General features: G+C 66.5%; 22 protein-coding genes and 1 pseudogene. 9 read left to right on the plus strand and 14 right to left on the minus strand.

The features are described 5' to 3' along the window. Window positions 1-14: 14 nt before the first annotated feature. From MYXE_RS09775 to MYXE_RS09795, 5 genes are all read right to left on the minus strand, one after another. Complete coding sequence (locus tag MYXE_RS09775; RefSeq protein ID WP_112649943.1) at window positions 15-1,268, minus strand: HNH endonuclease signature motif containing protein; 1,254 nt, start codon at window positions 1,266-1,268, stop codon at window positions 15-17. Between the two features lie 320 nt (window positions 1,269-1,588). Next, complete coding sequence (locus MYXE_RS09780) at window positions 1,589-1,975, minus strand: DUF2237 family protein (RefSeq protein ID WP_003918860.1); 387 nt, start codon at window positions 1,973-1,975, stop codon at window positions 1,589-1,591. Window positions 1,976-2,015: 40 nt separating this feature from the next. After that, window positions 2,016-2,621 (minus strand): hypothetical protein, encoded by a 606-nt coding sequence (locus tag MYXE_RS09785; RefSeq protein ID WP_085196153.1) that lies wholly within the window; start codon window positions 2,619-2,621, stop codon window positions 2,016-2,018. 134 nt (window positions 2,622-2,755) lie between these two features. Continuing rightward, a complete protein-coding gene (locus MYXE_RS09790; protein ID WP_085196161.1) occupies window positions 2,756-4,345 on the minus strand; it encodes a Na+/H+ antiporter in 1,590 nt (529 codons plus the stop codon). Between the two features lie 54 nt (window positions 4,346-4,399). Then, a complete protein-coding gene (locus tag MYXE_RS09795) occupies window positions 4,400-5,668 on the minus strand; it encodes a cytochrome P450 (protein WP_085196151.1) in 1,269 nt (422 codons plus the stop codon). 126 nt (window positions 5,669-5,794) lie between these two features. Between MYXE_RS09795 and MYXE_RS09800 the strand changes: the two genes are divergently transcribed. From MYXE_RS09800 to MYXE_RS09810, 3 genes are read left to right on the plus strand one after another with little or no spacing between them, the layout of a single operon-like run. Next, window positions 5,795-7,039: a M24 family metallopeptidase gene (locus MYXE_RS09800; protein WP_085196149.1), complete on the plus strand. Its 1,245-nt coding sequence runs from the start codon at window positions 5,795-5,797 to the stop codon at window positions 7,037-7,039. After that, the gene (locus MYXE_RS09805) at window positions 7,036-8,202 is read left to right on the plus strand and encodes a M24 family metallopeptidase (RefSeq protein ID WP_085196147.1); all 1,167 of its coding nucleotides are present in this window, start codon (window positions 7,036-7,038) and stop codon (window positions 8,200-8,202) included. Before MYXE_RS09800 ends, MYXE_RS09805 begins: the two co-directional genes overlap by 4 nt. Then, window positions 8,199-8,651, plus strand: coding sequence for a VOC family protein (locus tag MYXE_RS09810; RefSeq protein WP_085196145.1), 453 nt, complete (start codon window positions 8,199-8,201; stop codon window positions 8,649-8,651). Before MYXE_RS09805 ends, MYXE_RS09810 begins: the two co-directional genes overlap by 4 nt. On the opposite strand, the gene MYXE_RS09815 is transcribed toward MYXE_RS09810, so the two are convergent. The 5 genes and pseudogenes from MYXE_RS09815 to MYXE_RS09835 form a co-directional block, all read right to left on the minus strand. Next, window positions 8,648-10,474: a serine/threonine-protein kinase PknD gene (locus MYXE_RS09815; protein WP_085196159.1), complete on the minus strand. Its 1,827-nt coding sequence runs from the start codon at window positions 10,472-10,474 to the stop codon at window positions 8,648-8,650. The two genes, MYXE_RS09810 and MYXE_RS09815, sit on opposite strands and share 4 nt — an antisense overlap. Window positions 10,475-10,893: 419 nt before the next feature. Then, a pseudogene (locus MYXE_RS09820) lies at window positions 10,894-11,679 on the minus strand (cutinase family protein); the annotation flags it as partial. A gap of 140 nt (window positions 11,680-11,819) precedes the next feature. Beyond that, window positions 11,820-13,124 (minus strand): cytochrome P450, encoded by a 1,305-nt coding sequence (locus MYXE_RS09825; protein WP_085196143.1) that lies wholly within the window; start codon window positions 13,122-13,124, stop codon window positions 11,820-11,822. 96 nt (window positions 13,125-13,220) lie between these two features. Then, complete coding sequence (locus tag MYXE_RS09830; RefSeq protein ID WP_085196141.1) at window positions 13,221-14,162, minus strand: hypothetical protein; 942 nt, start codon at window positions 14,160-14,162, stop codon at window positions 13,221-13,223. A 113-nt stretch (window positions 14,163-14,275) separates the two neighbouring features. Next, a complete protein-coding gene (locus tag MYXE_RS09835; protein ID WP_161552081.1) occupies window positions 14,276-14,569 on the minus strand; it encodes an MmpS family transport accessory protein in 294 nt (97 codons plus the stop codon). Between the two features lie 488 nt (window positions 14,570-15,057). Between MYXE_RS09835 and MYXE_RS09840 the strand changes: the two genes are divergently transcribed. The 4 genes from MYXE_RS09840 (at window position 15,058) to MYXE_RS09855 (ending at window position 19,492) form a co-directional block, all read left to right on the plus strand. Next, on the plus strand, window positions 15,058-16,101 hold the full coding sequence (locus MYXE_RS09840; RefSeq protein WP_276328453.1) for a catalase family peroxidase: 1,044 nt from the start codon (window positions 15,058-15,060) through the stop codon (window positions 16,099-16,101). Further along, on the plus strand, window positions 15,983-16,585 hold the full coding sequence (locus MYXE_RS09845; protein ID WP_085196138.1) for a cytochrome b: 603 nt from the start codon (window positions 15,983-15,985) through the stop codon (window positions 16,583-16,585). Before MYXE_RS09840 ends, MYXE_RS09845 begins: the two co-directional genes overlap by 119 nt. After that, complete coding sequence (locus MYXE_RS09850) at window positions 16,585-17,658, plus strand: NAD(P)H-dependent amine dehydrogenase family protein (protein WP_085196135.1); 1,074 nt, start codon at window positions 16,585-16,587, stop codon at window positions 17,656-17,658. Before MYXE_RS09845 ends, MYXE_RS09850 begins: the two co-directional genes overlap by 1 nt. A gap of 94 nt (window positions 17,659-17,752) precedes the next feature. Then, complete coding sequence (locus MYXE_RS09855; RefSeq protein ID WP_085196133.1) at window positions 17,753-19,492, plus strand: Hsp70 family protein; 1,740 nt, start codon at window positions 17,753-17,755, stop codon at window positions 19,490-19,492. Here the strand turns inward: MYXE_RS09855 and MYXE_RS09860 are convergent. Both MYXE_RS09860 and MYXE_RS09865 read right to left on the minus strand, forming a co-directional pair. Beyond that, a complete protein-coding gene (locus MYXE_RS09860; protein ID WP_085196131.1) occupies window positions 19,489-19,794 on the minus strand; it encodes a hypothetical protein in 306 nt (101 codons plus the stop codon). The genes MYXE_RS09855 and MYXE_RS09860 overlap by 4 nt on opposite strands. Window positions 19,795-19,902: 108 nt before the next feature. Next, the gene (locus MYXE_RS09865; protein ID WP_003918844.1) at window positions 19,903-20,856 is read right to left on the minus strand and encodes an SDR family oxidoreductase; all 954 of its coding nucleotides are present in this window, start codon (window positions 20,854-20,856) and stop codon (window positions 19,903-19,905) included. Between the two features lie 132 nt (window positions 20,857-20,988). Here MYXE_RS09865 and MYXE_RS09870 point away from each other — a divergent pair, with 132 nt between their 5' ends. Then, window positions 20,989-21,660, plus strand: coding sequence for an SHOCT domain-containing protein (locus tag MYXE_RS09870; protein WP_415624484.1), 672 nt, complete (start codon window positions 20,989-20,991; stop codon window positions 21,658-21,660). An 81-nt stretch (window positions 21,661-21,741) separates the two neighbouring features. Here MYXE_RS09870 and MYXE_RS09875 read toward each other — a convergent pair whose 3' ends face one another. Both MYXE_RS09875 and MYXE_RS09880 read right to left on the minus strand, forming a co-directional pair. Next, a complete protein-coding gene (locus MYXE_RS09875; protein WP_003918842.1) occupies window positions 21,742-22,362 on the minus strand; it encodes an MBL fold metallo-hydrolase in 621 nt (206 codons plus the stop codon). Then, a complete protein-coding gene (locus MYXE_RS09880; protein WP_085196127.1) occupies window positions 22,359-23,444 on the minus strand; it encodes an S-(hydroxymethyl)mycothiol dehydrogenase in 1,086 nt (361 codons plus the stop codon). The genes MYXE_RS09875 and MYXE_RS09880 overlap by 4 nt, the downstream gene beginning before the upstream one ends. A gap of 75 nt (window positions 23,445-23,519) precedes the next feature. Between MYXE_RS09880 and MYXE_RS09885 the strand changes: the two genes are divergently transcribed. Then, complete coding sequence (locus MYXE_RS09885) at window positions 23,520-24,344, plus strand: serine hydrolase domain-containing protein (RefSeq protein WP_085196125.1); 825 nt, start codon at window positions 23,520-23,522, stop codon at window positions 24,342-24,344. Window positions 24,345-24,444: the final 100 nt, after the last annotated feature.

Here is a 24,444-nt window from a genome sequence, read left to right on the forward strand (position 1 = left end):
GTGAAGTGGGCGGCTTAGTTGTTGGTGGGTGGGGGTTGTGGTTGGAAGGGTTGGTACCACCACCAGTTGGCGCGTTCGCCGGTGGGCCCTGGGCAGGGTGGGACGGCGGGCGGGGGACGGTTGGGTGGTCGGGCCAGCGATCCGGCGCGCAGCCGTCGGCCGGTGCTGTCGGTGACGACGAGAGCGTTGACGGGTCCGGTGATGGTGATCACCCCGCGGTGGTGTAGCCGATGGTGGTACGGGCAGACCAGCACCAGGTTGGCCAATTCGGTGGCGCCGCCGTCTTCCCAGTGGACGATGTGGTGGGCGTGCAGCCCGCGGGTGGCCCCACAGCCGGGAACCGCGCACGTGGGGTGGCGGTGCTCGAGGGCGCGGCGCAGCCGCCGGCCGACGACCCGGGTGGCGCGCCCGGCGCCGAGGGGCTGCCCGTGGCGTTGAAACCACACTTCGCAGGTGGCATCACAGGTCAAATATTTCCGGTCGGCCTCAGATAGCAGTGGACCCAGATGCAGCGCCGCGGCGCGCTGGGCGATGTCGAGATGCACCACCACCGTGGTGCGCGCCCCGTGCGGGCGCCGTGTCGCTTCGGCGTCCCAGCCGGACTCGACCAGCCGCATGAACGCATCGATCGTGCTGGGCAGCGGGGGACAATTCTCTGACCCGCGCTCGCCGTGGTCGTGTTTCCACTCGGCGATCAGCGCATCGAGGTGAGAGGCCAGCGCGGCGTCGAACGTCGCCGCCTCAGCATGAGGCAGTCTGATCCGCCAACAACTGGACCGCTCATCGCTGGTCTTGGTGATCGAACGCGGCGCTGGCCGCTGCGGTTCGGGCCGAGACTCGGGTTGGGGTCGCGGTTCGAGCCGCACCGCGGTGCGCAACTGGTTGACCGTGGCCACCGCCGCCAACTGCGCATAGTGCTCGTCAGAGCCCGCAGCGGCCCCCGCGGCGATCACCCCGACCTGATCCAGCGACAGCCGACCCTCGACCAGGCCCGCCGCGCAGCGGGGAAACTCTTCTAGCCGGCGCGCCACCGCGGCGATGGTGTGGGCAGTGGCCGACGAGGCGCCCAACTTCCAGGCCACCAGCGCCGCCACCGAGCGCGCACCGGTCGCGCCGCACAGCTCGTCGCGATCCAGCTCGGCGACGATCTGCACAATGCGCCCATCAATGGCGTTGCGCTGACCGGCCAACTCCGCCAACTCCTCGAACAACACCTCAAGACGCTCGGCAGGACTCAGCGCCACCGCAGGCGATGCGGTCGAGGACATAACTGCATCATTGCAACCGGGTCTGACAAAACTCGGCTGCCGATCCACACCGGGACGGGCCGTCATTGTCTGCTACACGGCACAGCCTCAGTGGTCGCCAAAACCACCGCGGCTCGCGTCGAAGGCGGTCGTCACCACTCGGCTAGAACCGCCCGGTTCTGACCCCGTATTTAGCGCAGATCCCGGCAGTCCAAACCGAAAACAACAGATCGACACCCGGCGATTACTGCGACCCAACGGCCGTCGCCGCCTGATCGGAGATCGACGACCAATTGGCCTGTGAGTTTGACTGCGGCAGTGTGCTTTTGGGCTAGGCCGCCCTACAGTCCGCCCAGGTCGTCGGGCACGTCGACGGCATGCTCACGCAGTGCCTCCAAGGGCACCACGTCGAGGGTGCGCTCGTGGGTGCAAGCCAGCACCACCGGTGCGGCGCAGCCGTCGTGATAGGCCAGCAGCCAGTTCCTGGCAGTGACGCACCAGCGGTCACCGGGTGTGAGGCCCGGAAACCGGTACTCGGGCCGCGGCGTCACCAGGTCGTTGCCGATCGAGCGCTGGTGTTGCAGGAACTCGGCAGTCACCACAGCGCAGATCGTATGCAGGCCAAGGTCTTCCGGTCCGGTGGAGCAGCAGCCGTCGCGGTAGAAGCCGGTGAGCGGATCGGTGCCGCAGGGTTCCAGCGGGCCGCCGAGCACGTTGCGTTCAGGCATCGACCCCAGTATCCACCGCGCCGGGTGCGCGATGGACGGGCTAGGCGGGAAGGCCTTTCTTGATCGAGGCGTCCTGTTTTTGCCCCACGTCGGTGACGAACTCCGGCGGCGCGGGCACGCCGGTAGGCCCGTCGAATTCGAGCGTGACGAACGCCTTGCCCTCGGTGAACAGCAACACCGTCACCCCTTTGGACTTATCCGGCAAGTCTCCTGAGATCGTGACGCCGCCGGTGCCGACGTTTGCTTTGACCGGGGTTCCGGTAATGGGACCCGGGGGCGTGGCCTTGGCCGCGTTGAGCGCGCCGGCCGCCGCGGCGGGATCCGGCAGGATCTCGATGGTGTCGTGGATGACGTGGCTGCCGTCGTCGTCGGTGAACGTGGTCGCCGCACCGGGTTTGCCATTCGGGTTCTGAATCGGCGGGCTGGCCTTGAACGTCACGGGCGCATTGATGTCTGCGGCGCGGATCAGAAGCCTGGAGTAGTCGGTCGGTTGTCCTTTCGCCGGGGTCGGGGTAGCGGTGCTCGAGGTGACCGGTCTCGACGGGGGCGCCTTGGACTGTGAACGGCTGCCGCAGCCCACCGCCGACGCTCCCACCAGCATCCCCGCCGTGGTGAGTGCTGCGATTGCCACCAGTGAAGTCCTCATTGCCGGGCAACTATAACCGAACTCATACGGCTGCATTGGTGTTTGGGCTTTGAAATCGCCGTCGCCTAAGCCATCCGCCGACATGGTTAGGCAATACGCATGAATTAGACTGTGCGCCAAACGCTTACGCGCGGTCACTCGGTGTCGACAGTGTCAAGAAGCTGCACCTCCTCGAGATCCATCTCCGATTGCAGCTCGCGCAGGACGATGTCGTCGATGCGGTTTTGGTCGCGCAGCTCGGTGACGGCGCGGCGCCGGTGCTCGAGCACACCCAGGCGCACCCGCCGAACCAGGTCGTGCTGCTCGGCGGCCTTGTTCGCCGGGCCGTCGGGATTGGCCGTGACGAGTGCGGCGTGTTCTTCGTATTCCTTCTGCAGCCGGCTCAGCAGCTGCGGGCTGACGCCGACTTCGTCGGCCACCCGCGGCAACGCGTCCAGTGCTGCCTCGGCGCTGCGGCCGCGGGCCAGCTGCAATTCGTTTGCGTGCGCAACGTCTTCGGGCATCCGGGCCCATCGCACGACGAGGGGCAGTGTGCTGCCCTGCACCAGGACGGTCACCAGGATCACCGCGGACACGACGAAGATGATCAGGTTGCGGTCGGGAAACGCAGCGCCGCTGCGTGTGGTCAGCGGGACAGCCAGCGCCGCGGCCAGCGACACCGCGCCGCGGAAGCCCGCCCAGCTCGACACGGCGCGTTGGCGCCAGTCGACGCGCCGGGCGCGCTGTACCGCGCGCCGGTCTATGGCGCGGATCAACAGCGTGGTGATTTCCATCCACGCGACCCGGGTCGCGACGACGACGGCGGTCACCGCCAGCGCCAGCACCGCGGCGTGGCGAAGCCCGCCGTCGAGGTTCGAAATCCCGCGCACCGCTCCCGGGATCTGGACCCCGACGAACACCCACAGCGAGCCGTTGATCAGAAAAGTCGACATGTCCCAGAAGGCGAAGGACTGCAGACGCGAACGAGCCCGGATCACCCGCGGCCCGACATAACTGAGCACCAGGGCGGCCACCAGCACCGCGACCACGCCGCTGCAGTGCATTGTTTCAGCCAGCAGGTACGCCGCGAACGGAGTAAAGATGCTCAGCGCGCCCTCCTCCAGCGGCGCGTCGAGTCGGCGGCGCAGCAGGGTGACCGCCAGTCCGACCAGCAACCCGGCGGCGATACCGCCGAGGTAGGAGCCGACAAAGCGGCCGATGAGGGCGGTGGGGCCGATCGCGGGGCTGCCGGTCGCGACCGCGACGGTCACGGCGAACAAAACAAGCGCGGTCCCGTCGTTGATGATGCTCTCGGCGCGCAGCACCGTCAGGGGCCGGCGCGGTAACCGTTTGGCCAGGCCCGCCACGGCGGCAGCATCGGTGGGTGAGAGCACGGCACCCAGCACCGCCGCAGCGTGCGACTCCATTCCCATCGCGCGTGCCGTCCACGACACCGCGACCGCGGTGGCAATTACCAGCCCCACACTGATCAGCACGATCACCCGCATGTTCGCGCGGATCTCGCGGAAGCTGGTATTCATGCTCTCCCAGTACAGGATCGCGGGCAGGAACAGCAGCAGCACTATTTCCCCGTGGAGGTGAATCCCACCGAACCGCGGGATCAGACCCAGCAGTGCGCCCAGCAAGATCAGCAACACCGGCGGACCGACGCGATAACGCTTGCCCAAGACCGTCCCCACGATGACGGTGGCAACCAGCGCGACGATTACGACAAGCGCAAACACCAGCACATCATCCGGTACGCGGCGGGCGCACCGGCGGCAGCCCCGTCGCAGCGATTACCAAGGGCGCGGCGTGTCCCGCGAGGCTGCGGGGGTAAAGGTGACCGGCAGCTTGCCCAGCCCGGTCATGCTCGGGTTGCCGAGGTATTCCTGGACCCCGCCGGGATCGACCTGATAGTCCGGGATGCGCTCGAGCACCGCCTTGACCATCACCTCGAACATGACGCGCGCCAGATGCGATCCGATGCAGCGGTGCGGACCGAGGCCGAAGGCGACATGGCGATTGGGCGAACGGTCCAGCACAATCTCGTCAGGCCGGTCGAACTCGTGCTCGTCGTGGTTGGCGGCCAACCAGCTGATGATGACGCGGTCGTTGCGTCGAAGCCGTTGCCCGCCAAGGACGACGTCGCGCGTCACCGTCCGGCTCAGTTGCTGATTCACCGAAAAGTAGCGCAAGAACTCGTCCACTGCCGTGCGGTAGAGGTCCGGGCGGTCGATGAGCTGTCGGCGCAAATCGGGATGAGTGCCTAGATGCAGCAGGCTCAGTGCGGTCAGCGATGTGGTGGTGTCGACACCGCCGCCGATGAGGTTCCAGAGAATGTCGAGCACCTGGGCGTCGTCGAGGCGCTTGCCGTCGAATTCGAACCGAACCAGGAAGCTGGTCAGGTCGTCGCGCGGGTCGGCCCGCCGGTCCGCCGCGAACTTCAGCAGGCCGTCCATCATTGCGGGGACGTCGGCGATGGCGGCGGCGTATTCGGCGCTGTCTTGGCTCACGGCCATGACGGAGTGAAACAGGTTGGCGTAGAGCCGCCAGTTGTCGTAGGGCAGACCCATCAACCTCATGGTCAGGATGGCCGGCACCGGGCTGGCGTAGTCGAGCACCAAGTCCATCTGCCCGTCCCCGACGCGCTGGTCGAGAAACCAGTGCGCCGATTGCCGCATGAACGGTCGCATCCGCTCGACGGCACCGGGCGAGAAGAACGGGGCAAGCGCGCGCCGTAGCGCCTGGTGGTAGGGGCCGTCGACCTCGCCGATGCCGAGCGCCGGCTGGCCCTCGGGACGCGGCACCCCCATCTCGCCCTGGTAATCGACGCCGTCGGCGGCGTTGGGCTCGTACTTGTGGGCGAATGTGTCGCCGTCCCGGGCGATCTGTGCGACCGCCTCGTAGCTGGTGACGAACCAGAATCCGCCGTAGTTTTCGTTCCACGCTACCGGACACCGGCGCCGCAGCTCGGCGTTGATCTGCAGTTCGTTGAGGTTGAACTCGTCGGAGTGATGATCGAAATCGACGACCACCTCGGCACCGATGTCAGGACGGGCGGCCATCGAAAAGTCCTCCAGCGCAAGAAAACCGGCGAAACACCCACTTCGTGGGATGCGAGGTGGCTAAGCTTTGAAGTCTATTACGCTATCTTTGCGATTTTAAGCGTTTCGACGTACACAGGAGAAGTCGTGGGCTCCGGGAGCGACAGTACCGGTCGGCCGGCCGAAGCGACGATCGGCGGCCGGGCGATTCCGGATCAGCCGGATCTTGCCCGCATGCGGGCGCAGCGCTGGCAGCGGTTGCAGCACGAGCTCACGGCACGCGACCTCGACGGTGTGGTGCTGCTCGGGTCGAGCTCGGTCACCTATGCCACGGGTGCCGCCCTGCCCGCTGAAGACGGTGACCGGGCAGCGCTTTTTCGCGCGGTGGCGGTGGCGGTCACCGGCGACGCGGCACCGCACCTTTACACCTGCTACGACGACGGGGTGCCGGCCGACCTGCCCGACGATCACCTGCACGGCCCGCTGTTCCCGGATCTCGACGACGGTGTCGACCAACTCGCCGAGGCGCTCGGCGAGCATTTCGGGTTCGGTGCGCGGATCGGAATCGACCACCAAACCCACGCGATGCGCCGTGGTGTGCACGGCTTCGACTGGGTCGACGCGGCCGACGTGATCGCTACGGCCAAGGTCGTCAAGACACCGGACGAGGTGGCCTGCATCCGCTATGCCCAGCACCTCAACGAGCTGGCCATGGTCGACGCGCTGCGAATCCTGCGTCCGGGCGTGCGGCAAATCGATTTAAGCGCAACGTTTCTGCGCCGGGCCTTCGAGCTCGGTGCATCCGCAGGCGGAATCGACCCGATCTGGCAGGTGATGGCGCCGACCCGCGAGTGTGGGCCCTGGACCCTGCACGGCGATCTCGCTTACCCGACCGTGACCACCGATCGGTTCCTGCGCGACGGCGACGTCATCTGGGTCGATGCCGGGATCACCTGGCATGGCTACGCCTCCGACTACGGCCGGACTTGGGTCGTCGGCGCAAAGCCAAGCGATCGCCAACACAACCAGTTTCGTCGCTGGCGAGTCGTAGTCGACTCCGTGTTGGACCTTCTCAAGCCCGGCGTTTCGGCGCTGCAGCTGTGCAACGCCGCCGCCGAAGCCAACGACGGCGTCCGGCCCTGGATCAAGCATTTCTACCTGGCTCATGGCGTCGGTACCGAAAGCGCCGAAATGCCGCTTATAGGTACCGATTTCGGCGAGCAATTCGATGAGCAGCTCACCATGCAACCCGGAATGGTGGTGGTTCTCGAGCCGGTCATCTGGGACGACGGCGCGGCGGGATATCGCGCGGAAGACATTGTCGCGGTTACTGATACCGGCTGGATAAAGCTGAGCGACTCGGTCTACGACCCGTACGGGCTTGGCGCATGAGCCCGGTGCCCCGTGACCGCGGCGTGCTCATCGGAGCGATGGGTTTGGAGGACGATGCCCGGGTCAATTTCGCTCGGCTGCGGGCGCAGCGGCGAGCAAAGGTGTTCTCCGGCATGGAGACTCATCATATCGATGCGTTGCTGCTGGGCAGCGTCGGCAATGTGCGATACGTGTCCGGTGCCCGCTTGCTCGGCCGTTTCGGAGTACTTCCGTTCGCTCCGTTGGCTGTGGTGGTCGCCGAAACCGCACGGGTGCATGTGCTTTCGACATGGGACGAGGGTGTTCCGCCGGAGATCGGGCGCGACCAGCTGTACGGGATGAGCTGGAACCCGGTCAATCTGATGGAGGCGCTAGCCGCTATTCCCGGTCTGCGCCAGGCACGGCGGGTGGGCACCGACGGGCTGACCCCAATGATCGCTGGCCTGGTTTCGCAACTTGTCACCGCCGCCGAGCTGGTCGACGCGGCGCCGGTGATGGCAGCGGCTCGGCGGACCAAGACGCCCGACGAGATCACTTGCCTGCAAGTCGCGTCGGCGATCGCGGAGGCGGCGCTGACGGCCATGGACGAGGTTTTGGCGCCGGGCATCACCGAGCGTGAACTGCTCGGCGTCTACTACGAGCGAGTGTCACGCCTGGGAGCACCGTACCCGCCGTCGGAAAGCGTGTGCTTTGCCACGCCTGCCAGCGGCCCGGTGCGGTACCGCCATCTGGTATCCGATCGTCCGGTCGGGCAGGGCGAACTGGTGGTGCTCGCACCGGGTGCGTTGTATGCCGGATACGAGGCTGGTTTGGCCCGCACGCGGCCGGTCGGCGAGTCCGCGCCGCCCGGCAGCGGAAAGCTGGCCAGTCGGTGCGCCCGCGGCATGGATGCGCTGCTGGCCGCGTGTCGTGCGGGCAACACCGGCGCCGATCTGTATCGGGCGTGGCAGGACGCCGGCAACCGTGACTCGCCGCTGCCGCTGGCCCACGGGCTGGGGCTCGGCGCCGAGCCACCGCTGGTCGGTCTGGGCCGCGGAAGCGCGGCCATGCTCGAGGAAGGCATGGTCCTCTGCGTGCAATCCTGGGTCGCCGAGGAAGGTATCGGTGGATGCCTGGAGCGCGCCACCGTGCTGGTCGAAAACCGCCAATCGTCAACACTCACCCGTTATGGAAGGCTGAAATGACCAGTCACCGAACGGTTTTCAACCATGTAGGATTATGCGTCGCTGATCGCCAGCGGTCGCGCCGATTCTACGAGGGCCTGCTCGGCTTTCAGTTCTGGTGGGAAGCCGAACCCCCCGACGACGGCACCGACCGGCTTCTGCAGTTGGACAAGCCGCTTGGACTGCATGCCACCTACCTGGTTCGCGACGGTTTTGTGTTGGAACTCCTTGACTATTCGCGACGTGAAGTGCGTGCCGGGCCACCACGTGGCATGGACCACGTCGGGCTGACGCATCTATCGTTATCGGTGTCCGATCTCGGCGCGGTATTGCAGACGGTCGACGGCTTCGGCGGAACGGTGGTCGCCGAGACCGTGTCCGAGCAATCGGCGATGATCCGCGATCCGGATGGGCAGCTGATCGAATTGCTCTCGGATTCCTGGCTTTCGGTGTTGCCGGCGCGTCCTTAATGCGACGTTTGCCGCAGCGTCACCACCTCGTTGTTGTGCCCGGCGACGTAGACGGTGCCGATGTTGTCGACCGCCAACCCCCACGGGTAGTCCAGGCCGACGAAGGGCAGTTTGACTTGTGTGGTCGACCCGACCGGGAGTTTGAGCGCACGATTGTTGGCGCTGTCGGTGACATACACCGCGCCCTGGCCGTCCACCGTCACACCGCCGGGTTCGCTGAGACCGTCGAACGGCAGCACGGTTTGCATGGTGGAACCCTGCGGCAACGCCAGGACACGATCGTTGCCGCCATCGGCCACGTAAACGGTTCCGCTGCCGTTCACCACTACGCCGGTCGGATTGTTGAGGCCGGCGAACGGCAGCTCGCTTTGCCTGTTGGACCCGGCCGGGAGGGCCACCACGCGGTTTTTAGTGGTATCGGTGACGTAGACCGTGCGGCTGCTGTCCACCGTGACACCGGTCGGATTGCCCAGGTCGCTAAACGGTAGCTCGGTTTGCGACGTGGAACCCGCCGGAAGTACCACCACCCGCTTGTTGCCGGAGTCGGTGACGTAGACGGTGCCGCTGTTGTCGGCGGTCACCCCGGTCGGATTTTTCAGGCCGTTGAACGGCAGCACCGCGGGCGCGGTTGAACCCGCGGGCAGTGACAGGATCCGATTGTTCAACGTGTCGGCCACATACACCGTGCCGCCGTTATCCACCGTCACACCATCGGGATTGCTCAGGCCGGTGAAAGGCAGTGTCGTTTGGTCGGATTGGGGGGATTCTTGACGCGGATGACGCATGGTGACCAGACCGACAGTCACCGCGACGGCGAGCAGGGCGGCGGCCGAGATCACGACGCCCTTCCGGCGCCACCACGGCCGCGGCGGCGGCTGCGTCACCGCGGGCAGCCGCCCAGCCGAGGGCTTTCGCCCCGGAACCGAGATCATTCTCGCCCGCTGCGGTCGCGGCGTCTGGCGGACGGTTGCCGGCGGGGCACGAAAAGACCCGCGGGGGTGTGCAGCCGGTGCGGCCAGGGCGTCGCGGGCCGCGCGCGCCAGATCCACAGCGGTCCCGTAGCGTTCGGCGGGATTTTTGGCCATGCCCTTGGCAATGACCATGTCCAAGCCCGCCGGCACCGCGGGGTTGGTGATCGACGGCTGCGGCGGAGGGCTCATCAGGTGCGCGGTGAGCTGTCGCTCCATGCTGTCACCGGGGAACGGATGCTGCGCAGTCAGGCACTCGTATAACACACAGGCCAACGCATAGATATCCGAGCGAGCGTCGACTTGGCCGGTGCTAAACCGTTCCGGGGCCATGTAGTGAAAGGTGCCGATCACACCTCCGGCCGTAGTCAACGCCAATTCGCCAGTGGCACGGGCGATTCCGAAATCGATCAAGTACGCGAAGTCGTCTTCGTCGACCAAAATATTCGAAGGCTTGACGTCACGGTGCACCAAGCCCACCTTGTGCGCGGCATGCAGCGCCTTGGCCACCTGCTCGATGATGTGCACCGCCCTGGCTGGTTGCAGCGGTGGCCCGGCCTCGAGAATGGTTTGCAGGTCGCGGCCCTCGATCAGCCGCATGTCGACGAACAAGTGCCCGTTTATCTCGCCGTGGGTGTGAATCGGTATGACGTGCGGGCTGCTTAGCCGGGTGGCTGCGTGAGCTTCGCGGCGGAACCGTTGCTGGAAAACCTCGTCCTGGGAGATCTCGGGAGGCAAGATCTTGATCGCGACGATCCGGTCGATCACGGTGTCGTAGGCACGCCACACCTCGCCCATGCCGCCGCGGCCGAGCAACTCGATCAGCCGGTACTTCCCGAACGAAGTTCCCTGCAACGAGCCCTCCCACAGCAACCTGTCAGCAACTTGCCAGCACCCTAGCGCGTGGGCATTCACCGTCGCAGGCGTTTCGGCGCCTCACAGCGGCGGGGGAGGCTCAGTTCTGTCGGGCACGAATGTTACTGGCGCGCAATTCAGCGACGTGCGGACGCCGGGTTGGCCGACCGTTTCGCGCCGCAGCAAGCAGGTGACCGTGGGTGACCGGGCTGCGGGCCGCGGGTCGCCTGGGCGGTCGCCGGCCTGGAGATCAATCCGCTTATTGCCGCGCGGTTCTCGGGCCGCACGTGCAGATGCGATAGCCGCGGTTGTTGACGCCGACAGTCGCATTCTGATGTGACCGCAGCCGATCCGCATTGCGGACCGCCGGCGCTACTCGCCTTCGGCCGGGGCGGCGGGGCCGGTGGCGGCGCTGGCGGGGGCGGCGGGGTAGTGCCGGGTGGTGGGCCAAGGCGGCTCGCGGCGAAGGCTGCACCCTTGTCGATCATCGTTCCGTCGTTGGCATACGTGTTGTGGGCGGCGAAATTCAACCCGTCCGAGCAAATCGGGTCCTCGGGTGCGCAGACCTTGATGGTCTTGGCCTGATATGCCGGCCCGATGACGACCGGCGGCTCGCCGAGGAAGTTCATGGCCCGGGCATTCGGTGTTCCGAACAGCACGACTGCTGCGACGTGGTCGGCCACCTCCGGTTGCAGCGGCTTGGGCACGGTCGCGGGATCCACGCCATCCGGCACGGCCGGCGAGGTGACGAACCCCATCACAGCCGCGCCCTGAGAAAAACCGCCCAGCACCATCTTGGTCTTCGGGCAGTTCGTCGCTGTGGACTGGACGTGGGCTCCCGCGTCTCTGATGCCGTCGATCCCGGTATCCCACTGGTCGCTGGCCGGATAGTTCACCGGGTACACATCCATCGACCGACCGCCGAGGCGTGGCCGCAGTGAGTCGACGAATGCCTGTCCGGTCGGTCCCGGGCCGGGGGGTTCGCCGGTACCGCGGGCGAACACCACTTCGACATCAGGGCAGGACTGTGCGGATGCGATGGGTATCAAGGCGCCCGGTAGCGCCCATGTCGATACCACGGCAACAGCAAGCAATCGAGCGACAACGCGGGGATGCACGCAACTAATGCTGACATATCGGGGCGCACCACGGGAATCGCGTTCGCCACATGTGACCAATCGTGCAGGCCACCGATGCGCAAACATTCACCGCCGCAGCTACTTCCGTCGAGTTTGCCGCTGTCGGCCTCGCAATGCACATGCCTGCTACCACCACGGCCTAGCCGAGGGACCGGATGTTCTTGTCGGACAAGGACACACCCACAGGTACAACCCGGCTTCACCCCCTAACTCTGAACCACGCGTACATCGCTCGGGGGTGTCCAGGTGATGGGAAGTGATTTGACGCCGTGGATGAACGGTGAGAGCAGCCGGGCAGGCTCTCCCGCCGCGACGAGGTCGGGGATCTCGCGGTGCAGTTCGTCGAATACGACGCTGATCTCACGGCGAGCCAGATTGGCGCCCAGGCAGAAATGCGCGCCGCCACCGCCGAATCCGACGTGCGGGTTCGGGTTACGGGCCACGTCGAATGTCCACGGGTCGGCGAATCTGTCTTCGTCGCGGTTGGCCGAGCAATACCACATGGTGACCTTGTCGCCGGCTGCCATCCGTACACCTCTGCGCTCGATGTCCTGAGTGAGGGTGCGGCGCATGTAGACCACCGGCGAAGCCCACCGCACGATCTCTTCGACTGCTGAATGGGTCAAACTTTCGAAGTTGGCCCACCACTTGTCCCGCTGCTCGGGGTAGTGGGTCAGCGCCAGCACCCCGTGGCTGATCGCGTTGCGTGTTGTCTCGTTACCGGCCACCACCAGCAGGATGAAGAATGAGGCGATCTCGGCTGAGGACAACCGATCACCGTCGACTTCGGCCTGCACCAGCGCGGTTGTCAGGTCGTCGCGGGGGTTGACCCGCCGGTCTTCGGCCAGCGCGGTGGCATAGCCCCCGATCTCCAATGAGACCTTGGTGAATTTCTCGAAATCGGTGCCCAAGTCGGGGTCGCCGAAACCGAGGATCACGTTGGTCCAGTGGAAGACCCGCTCATGGTCGTCCTCGGGAATTCCCATCATGTCGCAGATCACCTGCAACGGCAGTGGACCCGAAAGTTCGGTGACGAGCTCACCCTTGCCATCGGGGTGCCGGGCGATCATCTCTGCGACCAGCCGCTGCGCTCTATCTCGCACCGACGCCTCCGTGCGAGCCACCACTTTAGGGGTGAAGGCGCGGCTCACGATCGACCGCAGCCGCTGGTGTCGCGGATCATCGAGTGCGATCATCGAACCGAAGTACTCGGCGACCTCGACCGGCTGATCGGCGATCGTGATATTGGGATGTGAGCTGAAGATCTCTGGGTGCCGGCTGGCGTAGAAGACGTCGTCGTATTTGGTCAGTGCCCAGTGTCCAGCGCCGACTGGGAACCCCGGCTGCACAGATTCGCCCCAAAACGAGATCGGCGCCTCGCGCCGCAGCGTCGCAAATGCCCCATCGCGGAAATCGTCATCGCCGGCCCAGAAATCCCACGAACCCAGGTCGATGTCGGCCAACGGCACCTCGGGCGGCGCAGTGCCGTTGACGCGGGTCGCGATACCCATGCGCGGTCCCTCCCTCGTTGAGGGTTGCTCGTCGCGAGCCTAGACGGACACCTGCCTGACTTGAAGACCCAATCGCCATGTCGCTGCGGCACCGGTTTACGCAGTTGACCCGTCGCAGCAACGGACGTCGGACAACCGATCTAGTTGTTCCAGAGCCTGGTGCGCTTCGATGTATGCGTCAGCCGTCGCCGAGTTTTGGCACGGCATCTTTCGAAGCTCAGCCGCTGCGATTCCCAGTCGCACAAGCACTTCGGCGACAGCGGTCCGCGGGATGTCAACCCTGGCACCGCGATAGTTGCTCAAGATGCATTGGATCGCCTTCGGCAGCCGCTTGGGGTCAGGAGCGCCGTCAGCTAGGCGGTACGGCAGCTTCCAGGTGCGCGTGTTGTCAGCGGCACCGACATAGGCGAAGCACTGCATACCGAGCGCATATTTCGGATGGCACAACCCGTCGCCAGCTGCAATGTTCATACCGGCATTTGCGCTAAGCGATACCGCATCAAGATTTGCCGCCACGAACGAGCATGGGCGATAAATGCCGTGGACCGAGATCCACCAAAGCGCTTCGGGAGCGCGATCGGTGTCAAGCGCAACCAGAACACGGTCACGCAGTCCGCCTTCGCCGACATCGGCTGCATACAGCATTGTGGCGTCACTGACTGCGACTGCTCCGACCCGCTGGCTGGCTGCATAGCGGCGCGCCTGATCCAATGCGGCGTCCACCGCCGCTCGCCGCCAGGTCAACGAACCGGGCCGCTTTACCTCGAGGACAAGCCGCTTAATCCCGAGCGCGGACAAAACCACATCTGCTCGCCCGACTTGAAGATTGACATCTGCCAACGACCAGTCCAGGACCGTAGTGAACAAATCCTCAAGAATGTTCTCCGCAATTTTCTCAGCAGGCGCACCGAACAAGCCCTGCTGGAGTCGCTCGCGCCGACGGGCGGCGAACCCCGGCCAGGTTGCCCTGATCCGGTCGACACATTTGCGGTATGCCGCGAGCTGCCTGTAGGAAGCGGCACCGACGCACTCACTCATGCGCTGAGAGTATGCACAAAAAGCGGGCCGGGAAATTTTGTTTCGCCGGGAAACCGGGCACCCAGCCGATGCGATGCCGAGCGCCGCCTCGCCCGTCTGACGTCACAGCGCCGTCAGTGCGAGCAGGCAGCCCTTGCGGGTGTTCCGGTCGACGTCATGTTGCTCACCACTTTGCCGTCGATCGAAATTGTGCAGGTGATCGAACCTGTCCCACTGCTTTGTGCGCTGAGAACATAGACCTGGCCGGGCGGTACGGTGAACTCCTTGGTCCAGGGCAAGGGCACATTCGTTTGATACTGCTGGGTGTAGTCGATCGCGTAGTTGAGGTAGGCGGCCACGCCCGGACTGCCATTGACTTGGTAGCGGATTGTCTCGCTGCTCGGCGGCAGAAGCGGACGATCGGCCACTGCAGCGCCGACTGGTGCACCACCGACCGCGGCGGCGGCCGCGAACGCGATGGTGATCCCGAACAGGAGCGGCGCCCCCGACCGGCGTGTGCTTCGGAGCTGCTGTGATGACGGTTGACTGGTCATAGTGGTGTTCCATGGTGGCACGTCGCGGCCCGGTGTCTGCGTGTTTTCGCAAACGAAACCAGCTGGCTTTCCTGCAGCAATCCGAATGTTGGCCGAACTCAACATGATCAAGCGATGAAAGGCACCACCGCCACTGGTTTGACGGTGAACCGCTGCGGCCCAGCCCCCGTTCATCGGTAGGGATGTCGCCGCCGTCGACCGTCGAGGGAGCCACCAGATGACACCACCACCTAACCGGCCGCTCGGTTGGAGGTCGGTACTTCTGCACCGCCGAAATCTGCTGCGCGGCGGTGCCGTGGTCGGCGCCTTCCTGTTGGCCGACCTCGGCGCGCTGCTGTACGCGAACAACCGGGTTGGCCCCGGTGTTTATCGACGGCTTCGCCACGGTGTTTGGCCGACATCCCGGGATCCGCCCCAACCACGCCAAGGGTGTCGCCGTAACCGGCCACTTCGACGGCAACGGCAACGGCAGCGAATTGTCCAAGGCGGCGGTGTTTAGGCCCGGGCGAACCCCGGTGATCGGTCGATTCTCGCTGAGCGGAGGGGACCCTCAGACCGCGGATGCGCCGACGGCCGCGCGCGGGCTCGGACTGGCCTTCGGTTTTCCCGGCGCGCAGCAATGGCGCACAGCCATGCTGAACCTGCCTGTGTTCCTCGACAATTCGCCACAGGGCTGCTACGACCGGTTGATGGCCTCCGCCGTCAAAACCGGCACCGGCAAACCCGATCCGGCGGCAATGTCACGGTTTTTGGCGGCCCATCCGGAAACCAGGCGTGCCATGAAGATCGTCAAGCAGCATCCGCCAACCCGGGGTTTTGCCGACAGCACCTATCACGGCCTGCATGCGTTCTACTTCGTCAACGAGTCGAACCTGCGCACACCAGTACGGTGGGCGCTGCTTCCCATGCAACCGGCGCTGCCGCCGGCGCCGGGACACAATGCCCTGTTCGACGCGTTGGTCCGCCAGCTGCGGTCGGCGCCGCTGCGCTGGCGATTGATGCTCACGGTCGGCGCCGTTTCTGATCCGGTCCGCGACCCGACGCTGCCGTGGCCGGCCGATCGCCGTGCTGTGGACGCCGGGGTGCTGACGCTGACTTCGGCGCAGACCGAACACCGCGGCAATGCACGCGATATCAACTTCGACCCGCTGATCCTGCCGGACGGCATCGAACCGTCCGATGACCCGCTGTTAAGTGCGCGGTCGGCGGTCTACGCCGCGTCCTACCGGCGCCGAGCCGGGGAAACCGCCGCGAACCCACCGGCGGTTGAGGTGGACCGGTGCCGCCATGACCGCACCCGAACCGCGTCGATACAGCCCGCTAACCAGAACCCTGCATTGGCTGACGGCCGCATTGGTATTCAGCGCGTTGTTCGTCGGGTTCGTCATGGTCAATTCGGTCACTGACTACGCCCGGCTGGTCGTCATCCACAAGACGCTCGGCGTAACCATATTCGCGGTCATGTTGGTGCGTATCGTCAATCGACTGACGCATCGACCCCCGCCGGCGCTGCCGAGCACGGTCGGCACGCTGGAACGCAAGCTTGCCATGGCTTCCGAACTAATGCTGTATGCGCTGCTGGTGACCCAGCCGCTACTTGGCTGGGCGATGCTGTCCGCCGGCGGCGCACCGGTCGTCGTGCTGGGATCCGTGCGCCTTCCCCGCATCGCACCGTGTGACGCTCGGCTGTTTTGGCTACTGCGGCAGTGCCATTCGATCCTCGCCTACGCCCTGATGACTGTGATCGCCGCACACGTTTCGGCCATCGTCGCGCACACCGTGACGTTGCGCGACAGGATGCTGTCGCGGATGACGTTCGCGTTGCCTTCGGCCCGTCGCCTGGGCCGCCCGCTTAGGGTGATCGCAGGTGGCGACACGAAAGGCGGCTGATGTCCAAACGCGTCGTGGTGTGGGGTACCGGCTTCGTCGGCAAGCTGGTGATCGCCGAAATCGTCAAGCACCCGCTGTTCGAACTCGTCGGCGTCGGCGTCAGCAACCCCGCCAAGGTGGGTCGCGACGTCGGCGACATCTGCGGGCTAGCCCAACCGATCGGCATCACCGCCACCGACGACGTCGACGCGCTGATCGCACTCAAGCCCGACGCGTTGGTGCACTACGGCCCGACCGCGGCGCATGCCGAAGACAACATCGCGCTGATGACCCGGTTCCTGCGGGCGGGCATCGACGTATGCTCGACCGCGATGACGCCCTGGGTGTGGCCGACCATGCACTTGAACCCGCCCAGCTGGATCCAGCCGATCACCGAGGCGTGCGAGCTGGGCGAGTCGTCGTGTTTCACCACCGGCATCGACCCTGGTTTCGCCAACGACCTGTTGCCGATGACGCTGATGGGCGTGTGCTCGGAAGTACGCAAAGTCAAAGCTTCCGAGCTGCTCGATTACACCAACTACACCGGCGACTACGAAAACGAGATGGGCATCGGCCGCGAACCCGAATTCCAGCCGGTGCTGCAAAACCCCGACGTGCTGATCTTCGCCTGGGGCGCCACGGTCCCGATGATCGCTCACGCCGCCGGCATCATGCTCGATGAGATCACCACCACCTGGGACACGTGGGTGACTCCCACCGAGCGCAAGACGGCGAAGGGTGTCATCAAACCGGGACAGGTAGCGGCGGTCCGGTTCACCATCAACGGCATCTACCAGGGCAAGACACGCATCCAACTTGAGCACGTCAACCGTATCGGTCACGATGCCGCACCCGACTGGCCGAGGGGCAACCAGGACGACGTCTACCAAGTCGAAATCGACGGAACGCCAAGTATCTTCAGCGAAACCGCGTTCCGGTTCACCGACGGCTCAGGACGTGACGCTGCCACCGCTGGCTGCCTGGCCACCGGGATGCGGGCGCTCAACGCGGTCCCCGCGGTCAACGACTTGCCGCCGGGTTGGGTCACCGCGCTGGATCTTCCGCTGATCGCCGGCGCCGGCACCATCCGCTGAGCCGCGCCTGCGCGCCGGCGAGGAGGCCTGCCGATACATTGGTGGCCGGTGTGCGCCCGCACGCCCGCGACCGGCCACGACTGGATAGGACGACATGGCAAACGGAGAACGCCCGGCGGTGGGCCTGTCGATCGGCGCCACCAATCTGGCGGCGGTGACCGCCGAGCGTGCCGTGACCCGCAAGCCGGTGCTGACCCTGTATCAGGGACGTTCGCCCGAAGTGGGTGTGCCCGCGGAGAACCCGAACCTCACCGAGCCCGGCCTGGTGATCACCGACTTCGTCGACCGGGTCGGCGACCCGGCCGGGATCGTGGCAGCCGACGGCACGACGCATCGCGGTGAGACGCTGGTCGCCGAGGCGCTGCGGGCACTTGCCTACGCCGCGACCGGTGGGCGCGCGCTGCCGGAGGCGGTGGCCGTCAGCTATCCGGCGCACTGGGCGGCGTCCGCGGTGGAGGCACTGCGCGGCGCGCTGAGCCGGGTCGCCGAGTGGTCGCGCGGCCCCCAGCCGGTGGCGCTGGCCCCCGACGCGCTGGCTGCGCTGGTCGCGCTGCAGGCCAACCCTGGTCTGCCGGCCCGCGGGATCATCGCGGTGTGCGACTTCGGGGGCAGCGGCACCAGCCTGACCCTGGCCGACGCCGCCGCCGGCTACCAGCCCGTCGCCGCCACGATCCGCTACACCGACTTCTCCGGCGACCGGACCGACCAGGCCCTGCTCAATCACGTCGTCGCCGACCTGTCGGCGGCCGGTTCGTTCGACACCGGTGGCACCGCGGCGATCGGCTCGCTGGCCCGGCTGCGGGCCCAATGCCGAAACGCCAAGGAACAGCTGTCGTCGAGCACGCTGACCACGCTGTCGGCGGAACTGCCGGGATTTAGCGGTGACATCGGGCTCACCCGGACCGAACTCGAGGAGCTGATCCGCCAGCCACTGGACGGATTTGTGGCTGTAGTCCAGGAAACCTTGCAGCGCAATCAAATTCGCTTAGCTGATGTGACGGCGGTTGCGTTGGTGGGCGGCGGGGCTAATATCCCGGCGGTCACCACGACGCTGCCCGAACAGCTGCGGGTCCCGGTGGTCACCGCACCGCGGCCGCATCTAGCGGCGGCGATCGGGGCGGCACTGCGGGCAGCGCGTGGCCCGGCCGGCGACAGCCGAACCGCGCTGGCCCCGACCGCCGCCGCGGCGGTGGACCCCTTCGCCGAGGCGACGGTGCTCTCCGACGCCGTCCCGGAGTCGAGCGGCGCCCCGGCACTGGCCTGGTCGGAGGCCGACGACGATTCGGGCATCATGCCGATCCGCACCGGCGAGTACCCGGCGCCGCAAGACAGTGCGGCGTTTGACCACGCTCAGGCGGGGGTCGAGCACGAGGAACGCCCGCGTGAGGCCACCCGGCCCGCGATCCCGTGGTATCGCCGGGAGGCCGTGCTGATCACCGGCGCGATCCTGGTGGTGCTGGCAGTGGGGGCGGTGATAGTCCTCGCGTTGCGACACGCTGCCGGTGGCGGCACGCCCGCCCCGCCGCTGCCCAGCGTGAGCACGACGCCGGCGCCAAGCGAAACCTCCGCTCCCGCGACCGAAAGCCCGAGTGTTCAGACCACGACGGTGACCGAGACACCGTCGACGAGCCAGCCTTCGCCGTCAACGGAATCGACGACCACGCCGCCGTCCACGCAGTCGACGACCACCGAGCCCACCACGACGACTCAGAGCTCCACGGCCACAACCACGACCACGACGACGTCGGCTCCAGCGCCGGTCGGTCCGCCGTTCCCGAGAATCCCGGGCATTCCGCGGTTGCCGCAGCCCGGCCCCGGTGGGCCGCCCGGCTAGTCCGGCGGCTCGCGCTGCTCGGCGGGCAAGTCTTCGGGGCTATCGGCCGCTTGCCTAGCGTCGTCGCGGTTGTCTTCGCCAGCGGGGTCTTCTGCGAACGGGTGCTCCTGAGGATCACCGAATTTCGGGTTGCCGTCGTCGTCAAGCCACTCGTTGATCGCTGTGCCCGTGATGGTTCGGTCCGTGCCGGGCATCACCGTCGTCGGTTTGTCTCGGTAGGCTGACGCCATCCGGTGGACTTCCTCCTTGCCTTCCTCGGACAGCTCGACGGGCTTGCCCTGTTCGCTTTCCTGCTCGACCATGACGGTCCTCCCTCCTGAGTTCGGGCTGGTTGACGACTACCCGCTGGCGGGAGGCAGCAAAACGGATCGAAAGGCGGTGGCGGCTCGGCGATACCGCTGTCGCGGAGCTTAGTTCGGCTTCGAATAGCTGACGCCGGTGAGCTGCTCGGAGATCTCCCACAGCCGCCGGCAGTCCGCGTCGCTGCGGGCCTGCGCGGGCACTTTGGCCGCCGTCACGCCGCCGCCGAACGCTTCATAGCAGCCGCGCGGTCCATAGAAGGCGCCGCCCTCGGCCTGCGGAGCGACTGCCGCGTAGAGCACGGGCAGGATCCCCTCGTCGACTTCTTGCCAGATAAACGGGGTCAGCCGCCACGACAGCTTGTACAGCCGTTCCATCACCGACGGCGTCGACCGGCCATGCGACGGCCCGCTGATCTGCAGGTTGGTTTTGGTCAAGCCCGGGTGCGCGGCATTGGACACGATGCCCCAGCCGGCCTCGCGGCTGCGGCGATCCAGTTCGCGGGCGAACATCAACACCGCCAGCTTCGACTGCCCGTAGGCCTGCATCGGGGCGTAGGACTTCTCGAACTGCAAGTCGTCGAAGTGGATGCGGCCGCGGCGGGCAGCGATGCTGCTCAACGAGACGACCCGAGCGGTGCCCGTGGCACGCAGCACCGGCAGGAGATGCCCGGTGAGCGCGAAATGCCCGAGATGGTTGCTGCCGAACTGCAATTCGAACCCGTCGGCGGTGGTGTCGCGTTCCGGCGGTGTCATCACACCGGCGTTGTTGATCAAGATGTCGATCGGGCGACCCTCGGCGTTGAGCTGCTCGGCCAGCGCCGCGACGCTAGTCAGCGACGACAGGTCGAGGTTTCTGATCGTTAGCTTGGCGTCGGGGACCGTCGCGCGGATCTCGGCGACCGCCGCCTCGCCCTTGGCGCGGTTGCGGACCGCCATGACGACCTCGGCGCCCGCCGCTGCCAGCCGGCGAGCCAGGCCGAAGCCGAGGCCGCTGTTGGAGCCGGTGACGACTGCGCGCTTTCCGGACAGATCCGGCACGGTGACTTCGAGGTTGGCTGCCATGGCGCGCTCCTGTATCCGGTGTTCCCTGCACCGTAACGTTCTGGCGTGCCCGTCGGCCAGCGCAGCGGCGGCCCGGTGTGACAGACTGCGGCGGTGACCGGCGCCAAAGCCGCGACGAGGCTCGCGGTGGTTATGTCCGTTGTGGCGATGGTGGTGGGAGGCGTCGCGTTCATCGCCACGCTGCTAGTCAACGTGTTCGTGCTGGACAGGTACAACGCGTACGGCGAGGTGCCCGTCCCGGGAACGGGCAACCTGCAGCTGCCGGCCGGTGAGGTCACCGTCAGCTTCCACACCCAGATCCTCGGCAGTGCCAGCGGCGGTCTGCCGGTACCGCGGCTGGGAATGACCATCATCCCGCCGGCCGGCGCCGCCGACCCGGTGGTGACCGAAAGCTACGGCAGCACAACGACAATCAACAACGACGCCCACCGCCGGGTCTGGTTGGCGCGCGTTCCCGCAGAGGGCACCTACACCATCAAAACCAGTGGGCAGGTCGGCGGGTTCATCAGCCCGCGACTAGCATTCGGGCACCGTAGCTCTTATGGCTCATTGGTGTGGGTCTTCGCCGTGTTGTTCGGGCTGGGTCTGCTGAACCTGATTTGCGCGCTGTGGTGGTCGGCACGGATTCGGCGCCGGCCACAGCCGGTGCCGACCCAGCAATCGGGGCCGGACGCCGCATATACCCCCGGCGAAAAGGGCGTGCGCGTCGAACAGCTGAAAACGTTGGCGGCGCTGCGGGATTCAGGCGCGTTGACTGAAGCAGAGTTCGAGGCCGAGAAACGCCGGATCCTCGACGGCCGCTGACCCTCCAACTTGCCACGAGTGGGCGCGTGTGTGCACCAGCACCCTGGCCTAGCCAGTGTGCGCGCGCTTGCGGCGAAGGACCTAGTGACCGCGGGCCACCCATTCGTCGTAGTGGACGATCTCATCGCCGACGGTGGTGGTGTCGCCGTGGCCGGTGTAGACGACCGTGTCGGCAGGCAGCGTGCCGAGCCGGCTCGAGATCGACTGCAGGATGGTCGGGAAGTCGGAGAACGAGCGGCCCGTCGCACCGGGTCCGCCCTGGAACAGGGTGTCGCCGCTGAACACCGCTCCCAGCTCCGGGGCGTACCAGCAAACCGATCCGGGCGAGTGGCCCGGGGTGTGCAACGCGTGCAGCTGCGTCCCGGCGACGCTGACGGTGTCTGCATCGGCCACCGCGCGAAAGTCCTTGTCCGGATGGGTCATCCGCCACAGCACCTCGTCGGCGGGATGCAGCAGCACCGGGGCGTCGAGCGCCTTGCCCAGCTCCGGGGCCACCGTCACATGGTCGTTGTGACCGTGCGTGCATACCACCGCGACCACATTGCGGCCGCCGACAGCCTGGACGATCGGCTCGGCAACGTGCGCGGCGTCGAACACCACCACGTCGGAGTCGTCGCCGACGATCCAGATGTTGTTGTCGACTTCCCAACTGCCGCCGTCGAGTTCGAAGGTGCCGTGGGTAACCACACGCTCGATCGTCACAGCATCACCACCGAGCGCAGCACCTTGCCAGCGTGCATCCTGTGGAACGCCTCCTCGACGTCTCCGAGCCCGATGCGCTCGGAGACGAACTTCTCCAGCGGCAACCGGCCCTGCAGATACAGGTCGATCAGGGTGGGAAAGTCGCGTTCGGGCAGGCAGTCGCCGTACCACGACGACTTCAGCGCCCCGCCGTGGGAGAAGAAGTCCAACAGCGGCATGTCGATGCGCATCTGCGGTGTTGGAACGCCAACCAGCACCACGGTTCCCGCGAGATCACGGGCGTAGAAGGCTTGCTCCCAGGTCTCCGGCCGACCGACGGCGTCGATCACCACGTTGGCGCCGAATCCGTCGGTGAGATCCTGAATGGCCCTGACGACATCGGACTCCCGCGCGTTGACGGTGTGGGTGGCGCCGAAGCCGCGCGCCCACTCGAGTTTGGTGTTGTCGGTGTCCACCGCGATGATGCGCCGGGCCCCGACCAAGGCTGCGCCCGCGATCGCGGCGTCGCCCACACCCCCACAGCCGATCACCGCGACGGTGTCGTCGCGGGTCACCCCGCCGGTGTTGATCGCCGCGCCGAGACCAGCCATGACCCCGCAGCCCAGCAGACCGGCCACCGCCGGGTCGGCCGCGGGATCGACCTTGGTGCATTGCCCTTGGTGCACCAGGGTTTTGTCGGCGAACGCCCCGATTCCCAGCGCCGGTGTCAACTCGGTGCCGTCGGTGAGCGTCATTTTCTGGTCGGCGTTGAAGGTGTCGAAGCACAAATGCGGCCTGCCGCGTTTACACGCCCGGCACTGCCCGCAGACCGCGCGCCAGTTCAAGATTACGAAGTCGCCGGGTTGCACCGCGGTCACGTCCGGCCCGATCGATTCGACGGTGCCGGCGGCTTCATGGCCGAGCAGAAACGGGTAGTCGGCGGTGATGCCGCCTTCCCGGTAGGTCAAATCGGTGTGGCACACCCCGCACGCGATCACGTCGACCACCACCTCACCCCGGCCGGGGTCGGGAATGACGACGTCCACCAACTCGACCGGATCGCCTTTTTTGCCTGAAACCACGCCCCGCACTGTCTGACTCATGGGCTCTAACCTAACGCCGCTGCATCGTCTGCCTGCCCGCTGGTTCTGAGGCGGTGGGCGTTACGCTCTGCCGCGATGGCTGCACTCGACGCGCTAGACGACTGGCCGGTCGCCACCGCCGCCGCCGCGGTCATCGGGCCCTCTGGGGTGTTGGCCAGTCACGGCGACGTCGACCGGGAGTTCGCGCTGGCGTCGGTGACCAAACCGTTGGTAGCCCGGGCCGTGCACGTGGCCATCGAGGAAGGGGTCGTCGAGCTGGACACCCCGGCCGGGCCGCCCGGCTCCACGGTCCGCCACCTGTTGGCGCACGCGTCGGGGCTGGCGATGCACTCCGACCACATTCTGGCCCGCCCTGGCACCCGTCGGGTGTACTCCAATCACGGTTTCACCGTGCTCGCCGAGACGGTGGAGCGGGCATCGGGCATCGAATTCGGGCAGTACCTCACCGAGGCGGTGTTCGAGCCGCTGCAGATGACCGCCAGCCGGCTGGACGGTGGCACGTGGGCCGCCGGGTTCGGCGCTACCTCGACCGTCGCCGACCTGACCGAGTTCGCGGCCGATCTGCTGCGCCCGGCGGTCGTCTCGGCGCAGATGCACGCCGAGGCCACCAGCGTGCAGTTCCCCGGCCTCGACGGGGTGCTGCCGGGATATGGCGTGCAGCGGCCCAACGACTGGGGCCTGGGTTTCGAGATTCGCGACGCCAAGTCGCCGCACTGGACCGGTGCATCCAACTCGGCGCGAACCTACGGCCATTTCGGGCAGTCCGGCAGCTTTATCTGGGCCGATCCCGACGCTGACCTGGCCCTTGTCGTGCTCACCGACCGCGATTTCGGCGACTGGGCGCTGCCGGTGTGGCCGGCGCTTTCCGACGCGGTGATTTCTGAACACCGCGCCCACTAGCGCAACAGGGGTATCACGAGGCACAATAGACACGCAAAGCACAACTTTATCCCGGGCTGCTCATCGGGTTCACCAGGTCGTTGGGGAAGACGTCCCTCGT

The organism is Mycobacterium xenopi (assembly GCF_009936235.1).
Classification (GTDB): Bacteria; Actinomycetota; Actinomycetes; order Mycobacteriales; family Mycobacteriaceae; genus Mycobacterium; species Mycobacterium xenopi.

Excerpts from the sequence above, each read along its gene's own strand:
- MYXE_RS09775 (WP_112649943.1), bottom strand. The coding sequence starts at position 1,268 with ATGTCCTCGACCGCATCGCCTGCGGTGGCGCTGAGTCCTGCCGAGCGT.
- MYXE_RS09780 (WP_003918860.1), bottom strand. The coding sequence starts at position 1,975 with ATGCCTGAACGCAACGTGCTCGGCGGCCCGCTGGAACCCTGCGGCACC.
- MYXE_RS09785 (WP_085196153.1), bottom strand. The coding sequence starts at position 2,621 with ATGAGGACTTCACTGGTGGCAATCGCAGCACTCACCACGGCGGGGATG.
- MYXE_RS09795 (WP_085196151.1), bottom strand. The coding sequence starts at position 5,668 with ATGGCCGCCCGTCCTGACATCGGTGCCGAGGTGGTCGTCGATTTCGAT.
- MYXE_RS09805 (WP_085196147.1), top strand. The coding sequence starts at position 7,036 with ATGAGCCCGGTGCCCCGTGACCGCGGCGTGCTCATCGGAGCGATGGGT.
- MYXE_RS09810 (WP_085196145.1), top strand. The coding sequence starts at position 8,199 with ATGACCAGTCACCGAACGGTTTTCAACCATGTAGGATTATGCGTCGCT.
- MYXE_RS09825 (WP_085196143.1), bottom strand. The coding sequence starts at position 13,124 with ATGGGTATCGCGACCCGCGTCAACGGCACTGCGCCGCCCGAGGTGCCG.
- MYXE_RS09830 (WP_085196141.1), bottom strand. The coding sequence starts at position 14,162 with ATGAGTGAGTGCGTCGGTGCCGCTTCCTACAGGCAGCTCGCGGCATAC.
- MYXE_RS09845 (WP_085196138.1), top strand. The coding sequence starts at position 15,983 with ATGACCGCACCCGAACCGCGTCGATACAGCCCGCTAACCAGAACCCTG.
- MYXE_RS09850 (WP_085196135.1), top strand. The coding sequence starts at position 16,585 with ATGTCCAAACGCGTCGTGGTGTGGGGTACCGGCTTCGTCGGCAAGCTG.
- MYXE_RS09855 (WP_085196133.1), top strand. The coding sequence starts at position 17,753 with ATGGCAAACGGAGAACGCCCGGCGGTGGGCCTGTCGATCGGCGCCACC.
- MYXE_RS09860 (WP_085196131.1), bottom strand. The coding sequence starts at position 19,794 with ATGGTCGAGCAGGAAAGCGAACAGGGCAAGCCCGTCGAGCTGTCCGAG.
- MYXE_RS09865 (WP_003918844.1), bottom strand. The coding sequence starts at position 20,856 with ATGGCAGCCAACCTCGAAGTCACCGTGCCGGATCTGTCCGGAAAGCGC.
- MYXE_RS09870 (WP_415624484.1), top strand. The coding sequence starts at position 20,989 with ATGTCCGTTGTGGCGATGGTGGTGGGAGGCGTCGCGTTCATCGCCACG.
- MYXE_RS09880 (WP_085196127.1), bottom strand. The coding sequence starts at position 23,444 with ATGAGTCAGACAGTGCGGGGCGTGGTTTCAGGCAAAAAAGGCGATCCG.
- MYXE_RS09885 (WP_085196125.1), top strand. The coding sequence starts at position 23,520 with ATGGCTGCACTCGACGCGCTAGACGACTGGCCGGTCGCCACCGCCGCC.